At 68.5% G+C, this 5,093-nt stretch carries 6 protein-coding genes; 3 read left to right on the top strand and 3 right to left on the bottom strand.

The features are described 5' to 3' along the window. The coding region (locus AC1DU4_RS25975; RefSeq protein ID WP_477844808.1) for an integrase core domain-containing protein at positions 1 to 116 on the top strand (116 nt) is incomplete at its 5' end. A gap of 62 nt (positions 117 to 178) precedes the next feature. Here the strand turns inward: AC1DU4_RS25975 and AC1DU4_RS25970 are convergent. From AC1DU4_RS25970 to AC1DU4_RS25960, 3 genes are all read right to left on the bottom strand, one after another. Further along, a complete protein-coding gene (locus tag AC1DU4_RS25970) occupies positions 179 to 1,042 on the bottom strand; it encodes an SDR family NAD(P)-dependent oxidoreductase (protein ID WP_477844806.1) in 864 nt (287 codons plus the stop codon). Between the two features lie 72 nt (positions 1,043 to 1,114). After that, the gene (locus AC1DU4_RS25965) at positions 1,115 to 2,029 is read right to left on the bottom strand and encodes an NAD-dependent epimerase/dehydratase family protein (protein WP_477844804.1); all 915 of its coding nucleotides are present in this window, start codon (positions 2,027 to 2,029) and stop codon (positions 1,115 to 1,117) included. A gap of 39 nt (positions 2,030 to 2,068) precedes the next feature. Further along, positions 2,069 to 2,887, bottom strand: coding sequence for an SDR family NAD(P)-dependent oxidoreductase (locus AC1DU4_RS25960; RefSeq protein ID WP_477844802.1), 819 nt, complete (start codon positions 2,885 to 2,887; stop codon positions 2,069 to 2,071). A gap of 256 nt (positions 2,888 to 3,143) precedes the next feature. Between AC1DU4_RS25960 and AC1DU4_RS25955 the strand changes: the two genes are divergently transcribed. Together AC1DU4_RS25955 and AC1DU4_RS25950 are read left to right on the top strand one after the other, a co-directional pair. Next, on the top strand, positions 3,144 to 3,914 hold the full coding sequence (locus AC1DU4_RS25955) for an IclR family transcriptional regulator (protein WP_477844800.1): 771 nt from the start codon (positions 3,144 to 3,146) through the stop codon (positions 3,912 to 3,914). A gap of 277 nt (positions 3,915 to 4,191) precedes the next feature. Continuing rightward, a complete protein-coding gene (locus AC1DU4_RS25950) occupies positions 4,192 to 4,632 on the top strand; it encodes a DUF7832 domain-containing protein (protein ID WP_477844798.1) in 441 nt (146 codons plus the stop codon). Positions 4,633 to 5,093 lie beyond the last annotated feature (461 nt).

The raw sequence follows: 5,093 nt of genomic DNA, 5'->3' as shown, positions 1-5,093 counted from the left end.
TCACCAACGCCGATCGGACCGCCGCGCTTGCGCCCTGGCTCGAGCACTACAACACTCATCGACGCCACAGCGCACTCGGAGGCCTTCCACCGATCAGTCGGCTGGCACCAACCTGATGGCCGGGTACAGCTAGCGCGTGCTCGGCCACGGCCGAAGAATGACGCTCGTTGCCCGCGGGTCAGCGGCCCCGGTGGTTCGGCACCTGTCCCGCGAGCAGCATCTCCACGGTCTCGTCGCCGAGCTCCTCCCGCAGCCGGCTCGTGACGTCGGGCGCCCTCCGCATGTGGGCGCCGCCGTCGACGGTGATCGCCGTGCCGGTGACCCAGGACGATTCCGGGCCCGCGAGAAACCGGATGGCGCCGGCGATGTCGGTCGGCACGCCGAGCCGCCCGAGTGGGGTCTGCTCGAGGAAGGCAGTCGGCCGGCCGCCGGCGAAGCTGGCGGCGACCTTGGGGTTGTCCGGTGAGTTCACCAGGCCTGGCCTGATGCAGTTGATGCGGATGCCGAGGTGGCCGAATTCGTCTGCGGCGGTGCGGATGAGTGCCTCCAGTCCGGCCTTGCCCGCGCAGTAGCCGCTCATGTACGGAAAGGTCTGGGCGGCGATTACCGACGAGGTGAACACCATCGATCCGCCGCCCGCCTTCGCCATGGCCGGCACGCAGGACTTGATCGCGACGAACGCGCTGGTGATGTTGACCTGCAGCTCGTTGGTGAAGTCGCGCGCGTTGTTCATCAGCAGCGGCGTGGTGCTGCCCCGGCCGACCGTGCTCACGCAGATGTCGAGTCCGGCAGCCCCGCTTGCCCTCGCGACGGCGGCGGCGACGTCTTCCTCGACCAGTGAGTCGCCGGCGATGTGATCGACGCGGGCGCCGTCGGGGGCATGCGATGCGAGTTCGGCAGCAAACGCCGCGATCCTCGACTCGTCCCGGCTCATGATCGTCACCGATGCGCCCGCCGACACGAGGGCTCGAGCCCCCTCGCCGCCGATGCCGCCGGCTCCGCCGATGACCAGCGCCGTCCTACCGCTCAGATCGAGCTTCATATGGGTGCACCTTTCGAGGAGGTCGGAGACTTGCAAGCTTGTCGATTGTCGAGCGGGACACTCGTCGACGGATCAGCGAGATGCGGCTCGTACCACCCGGACGAGATCGTCGACTGCACGAGCGCAGTCGTCGCGCGCGTATCCGAGCCGGGCAGTGACTTCCGAGCCCACCTCGTATGCCAGCGTGTTGCCGCGACCCTGGACGATGAACGGGTCCGGCAGCAGCGGGTGTTCCTCGTCGCGCTCGTCGATGACCCGGTTGCCGCCCGCGGCATCGACCAGCATCTGAAAGAACTCGCGGAAGGTGAGATTCTGGTCGCCGACAAGGTAGGCCGCGCCCGGCTCGGCATTGTTCAGAGCGCCCCAGATCGCCTCCGCCAACGAACGAGCCGACATGTAGTTCGTCCCGCCGGCCGGGGCAAAGTCGGGAATCCCGGGCTCATCCCCGGCCGCCCACGAGATCATCCGGCGGTAGCGCTTGGCAGACGCACCGGGGACGGCACCGATGATGGAGGGGGGATTCAGGGTGGAGATGTTGAACGATTCGTCGGCGAGGGCGCAGGCCCCCTCGTCGGCCGCCTGCCGCGCGGCCACGTACGGGTTGTCTGAGGCCAGGTCGGGGCGGAGCTGGTGGTAGTAGCTTCCGACCTGTACGAAACGCGGAACACCGGCCTTCTTGGCGAGCGCCGCGAATCGCGGGACGCCGACGCTCTGCGTTCGCTCCCAGAACGGGCCGTCGTCGACGTCGGGGCGCTTGTGCCGCACGTCCTGACCGGCAGCAAAGACGATCCCGTCGAACCCCGACAGCTGCTCCACAGTGAAGGACGGGCCGGTGTAGTCGCCGACCAACACGGGAAACCCGGCGACCGGGGAGTCGTCCGCGATCGGACCGCGGGCAGCCAGGGTTACGTCATTGCCCCGTTCGCGCAGATGGAGGGCGGCGTGGGCACCGATCATGCCGGTGCCTCCGAGGACCAGAATCTTCACAGCAGTGGACCTTTCGAGTGTTAACCGATGAGAACAGGGTCAGGGGTTGCGAGGGCGGTTGGTCCAGCCGCCCGCGGCCCGCGGCACCCAGCCGCCCGAGCCGTGGGTTCCGCCGTCGACGTGGATGGTGCTGCCGGTGACGAAGCGGGACAGGTCGGAGGCGAGGAAAAGCGCGGCGCCCGCGACGTCCTCTGGCCGGCCCGGACCGCCGAGTGGGGACCAGGTGGGCCACAGGGGCAGATCCTCGGCGGGCACGATGTCGTCGTAGGGCACCTGCGCCGAGTCGATCAGGTCCGGGGCGACCGCGTTGACCCGGATGCCCGCCGGGCCCACTTCGGCCGCGAGCGAGCGGGTGAACTGCATCAGCGCGGCTTTGTACGCCGAGTAGACCGTGTGCCCGGGGATGGCCCGGTGCGCCTCGACGGTGGTGAGGTTGATGATCGCGCCGCCGCGGCCGCGTTCGGCCATTCCCGGCAGCAGCGCATGGGTCAGGCGGAAGGCGTGGCCGAGGTTGATCTCGTGGAGTCGGGACCACTGCTCGGCGGTGTCCGCGGTGAAGTGTTGCGGTCCGCGCAGGAAGTGTCCGACGTTGTTCACAAGGATGTCGGGCCGGTGGTCGATCAGCGCGGGGTGAACCTGCTGCGCGCAGACGTCGGCCTCGATCGCGTGAAGTCGCCCGCCCGCGGCGGGGTCGTAGTCGAGGTCTCCGACGGGGTCGACGTCGGCCACGAGGACGTCCGCGCCATGCGCGGCGAAGCTGCGCGCGATGGCCGCGCCGATGCCCGCTGCGCCGCCGGTGACGACCGCGCGCCGCCCGGTCAGCATCGCGCCGGGGGTGAAGGCTGCTCGGTGTGACATGCGCCCATCTCACACCGAGCGTCGCTCCGCGATCGCGAAGAATTCCCGATGAGTGAGAAACCCTGGTCGGGCCCGGCCGAGAGGCAGCGATCGGCGCGGCGCTCGTCGTTGCCCTCGAAATCGCCAGGAACGGATCAGGGCAAGGTGCCGGTCCACTCAGCGGGAGCCTTTTCGCCTGGCGCGTGCCACTTTTGGGGCGGACAGCCGGATGTCCGGGCGTTTGACAGAATGGGGCCGCCACCCGGATAGGAGCCCCATGCACACCGAAGACCTTGCCGGTATGCCGCCCCCTGCGGGGATCCACGCCGGCGACCCGTCGTACGCGGCGCGCCTGACGTTGATTCTCGGCGCGTTCGAGGGGCCCTCGTCGCACCTGCGCGCAGAGGATGTCGTGGCCAGGACGAGGCTGCCCCGATCGACCACCCATCGCATCCTGGAGCAACTGGCCCAGCTGCACTGGCTCACGCGCACGGGCCGGCTCTATCGTCTCGGCTGCCGGGCGCTCGAATTGGGCGGTTCGGGCGGGCGCGACGACCTGCGGGCGGCGGCCGCTCCCCACCTCCATGATCTGAACATGGCGACCAAGCTCATCGCCCACCTCGCCGTGCTCGAGGGAACGGATGTCGTGTATCTGGACAAGGTGGGCGGACGTTGTGCGCCGACGATCCGCACCCGTGTCGGCGGGCGCGCCCCCGCACATCAGACCCCGGAGGGCAGGGCGGTGCTCGCGACACTGCCAATCGAGAAGGTCGATGCGCTCTACGCCGGGCGGAACGACCACGGGGTCGATCTCGGGGTTCTGCACGAGGAGCTCTTCACGATTCGTCGCCGAAATGGCATGTCGCTGATGTTCGGACACCAGGAGCACCGCGAGTCCGCGGTCAGTGTGGCTGTTCGGGACGACGATGGTGAGCCGGTGTCCATGGCCTGCGTTTCGCTCCGCGGTCACGTCGACCCGGCGCGGCTGAACTCTCTCACCCCCGCCCTCACGGTGGCAGTGCGGCGGATCAGGGACGCCCTCGGGTAGGGCTTCCCGGACACCGCACGAGAGCGAAGAGAGGGCGTTCGACGTTGCCGCTCAGGTGCGCGTTTCAGGTCTCCGGCGGCTAGGCCCAGACAGAATCGCGGCGTCGGAGGAGCGTGTCCAGTTCGGCTCCGACATACTCACGCACGAAGCGCGTTCGCTCTGGAACGGCCCCGTTCCAGGTGATCGGACGGCTCCGCATCACTCCTCTCGAGGAGTTGCGGCGACCATGTCGATCGTGGGGCACTGCAACGCGGGCCGAACCGAAGGAAGCGAATCCGTGACGAAGTACGACGACGCCGCCTGGCATTACGGCGGCGAGTTTCCCGACGATCTGCCGAATGCTGCCGGTGGCACTCACATCGGCATGTTTGCAGCGTGGTGCCTGTTGAGCGGCTTCGCGGGGGAGGACGTCGAGGACGAACTCGAACCGCTCGAGTCGCGGGAGGCGACGCCCGGCGCCTTTCTGATGAAGGTGCTCGACGAGAAGTTCGGCAGCGACGATCTCACCGCCGACGGCAGCGCCTTCGCCGTCGCGTACTACGCCGGCGAGAACGACGACTCCCGATTCATCGACGACTACCTCGACGCATTCGACACCACCGCGGCGGATATCTACCGGGTCGAGGACAGCTGGGAAACGTACGCCGTGATCGCGGACCGGATCGACGCCCGCTTCCGCTCCTGGGTGGACGCCGGACGGCCGCGCTACCTCGGCTAGCGGGTCACAGCAGCGTCAGCGCCGGCTGCGGCTCGCTCCGCTCCGCAGTGGAGGGGTTGGAGAGAGAAGTGGGGGGGCGACCGCGTTCGACGAAATGCAGGGCCCCGCCCGGCTTCTGGGCCCGCCACACCTCGCGCAGCGCGAAGGTGCCGTGCCCGATCAGCCACGTCAGTCGAAGCTCAGATGCGACGGCCGCGGGTCACGCCACGCTGTTCGCAACCTGCCTGGGAACTACACCTAGATCAGGTCTAGCGGCTCCCCGAACCGCTCGTAGTAGACCTCATAAGCGAGCCCGCCAAGATTGGCTGGATCTCCGCCGTCGATGTGTGATGGCATCCGGCTTGGCTCTGTGAGAACCGCTTCGTATCTCACGCGCCCCTGGCTGACGACCCACTGCGCTGCATCTTCCAGGCCGTCCTCAGACTCATCGGGCCCGAGATTGGACCGATATGGCTATGGCT

This window comes from Rhodococcus sp. P4_F5 (assembly GCF_056401315.1).
The sequence above is the reverse complement of the archived record's forward strand: the minus strand, read 5'-3'. Positions and strand labels throughout refer to the sequence as shown.

Coding starts and splice junctions, on each gene's coding strand:
- AC1DU4_RS25970 (WP_477844806.1), bottom strand. CDS start 1,042: ATGAAGCTCGATCTGAGCGGTAGGACGGCGCTGGTCATCGGCGGAGCC.
- AC1DU4_RS25960 (WP_477844802.1), bottom strand. CDS start 2,887: ATGTCACACCGAGCAGCCTTCACCCCCGGCGCGATGCTGACCGGGCGG.
- AC1DU4_RS25955 (WP_477844800.1), top strand. CDS start 3,144: ATGCACACCGAAGACCTTGCCGGTATGCCGCCCCCTGCGGGGATCCAC.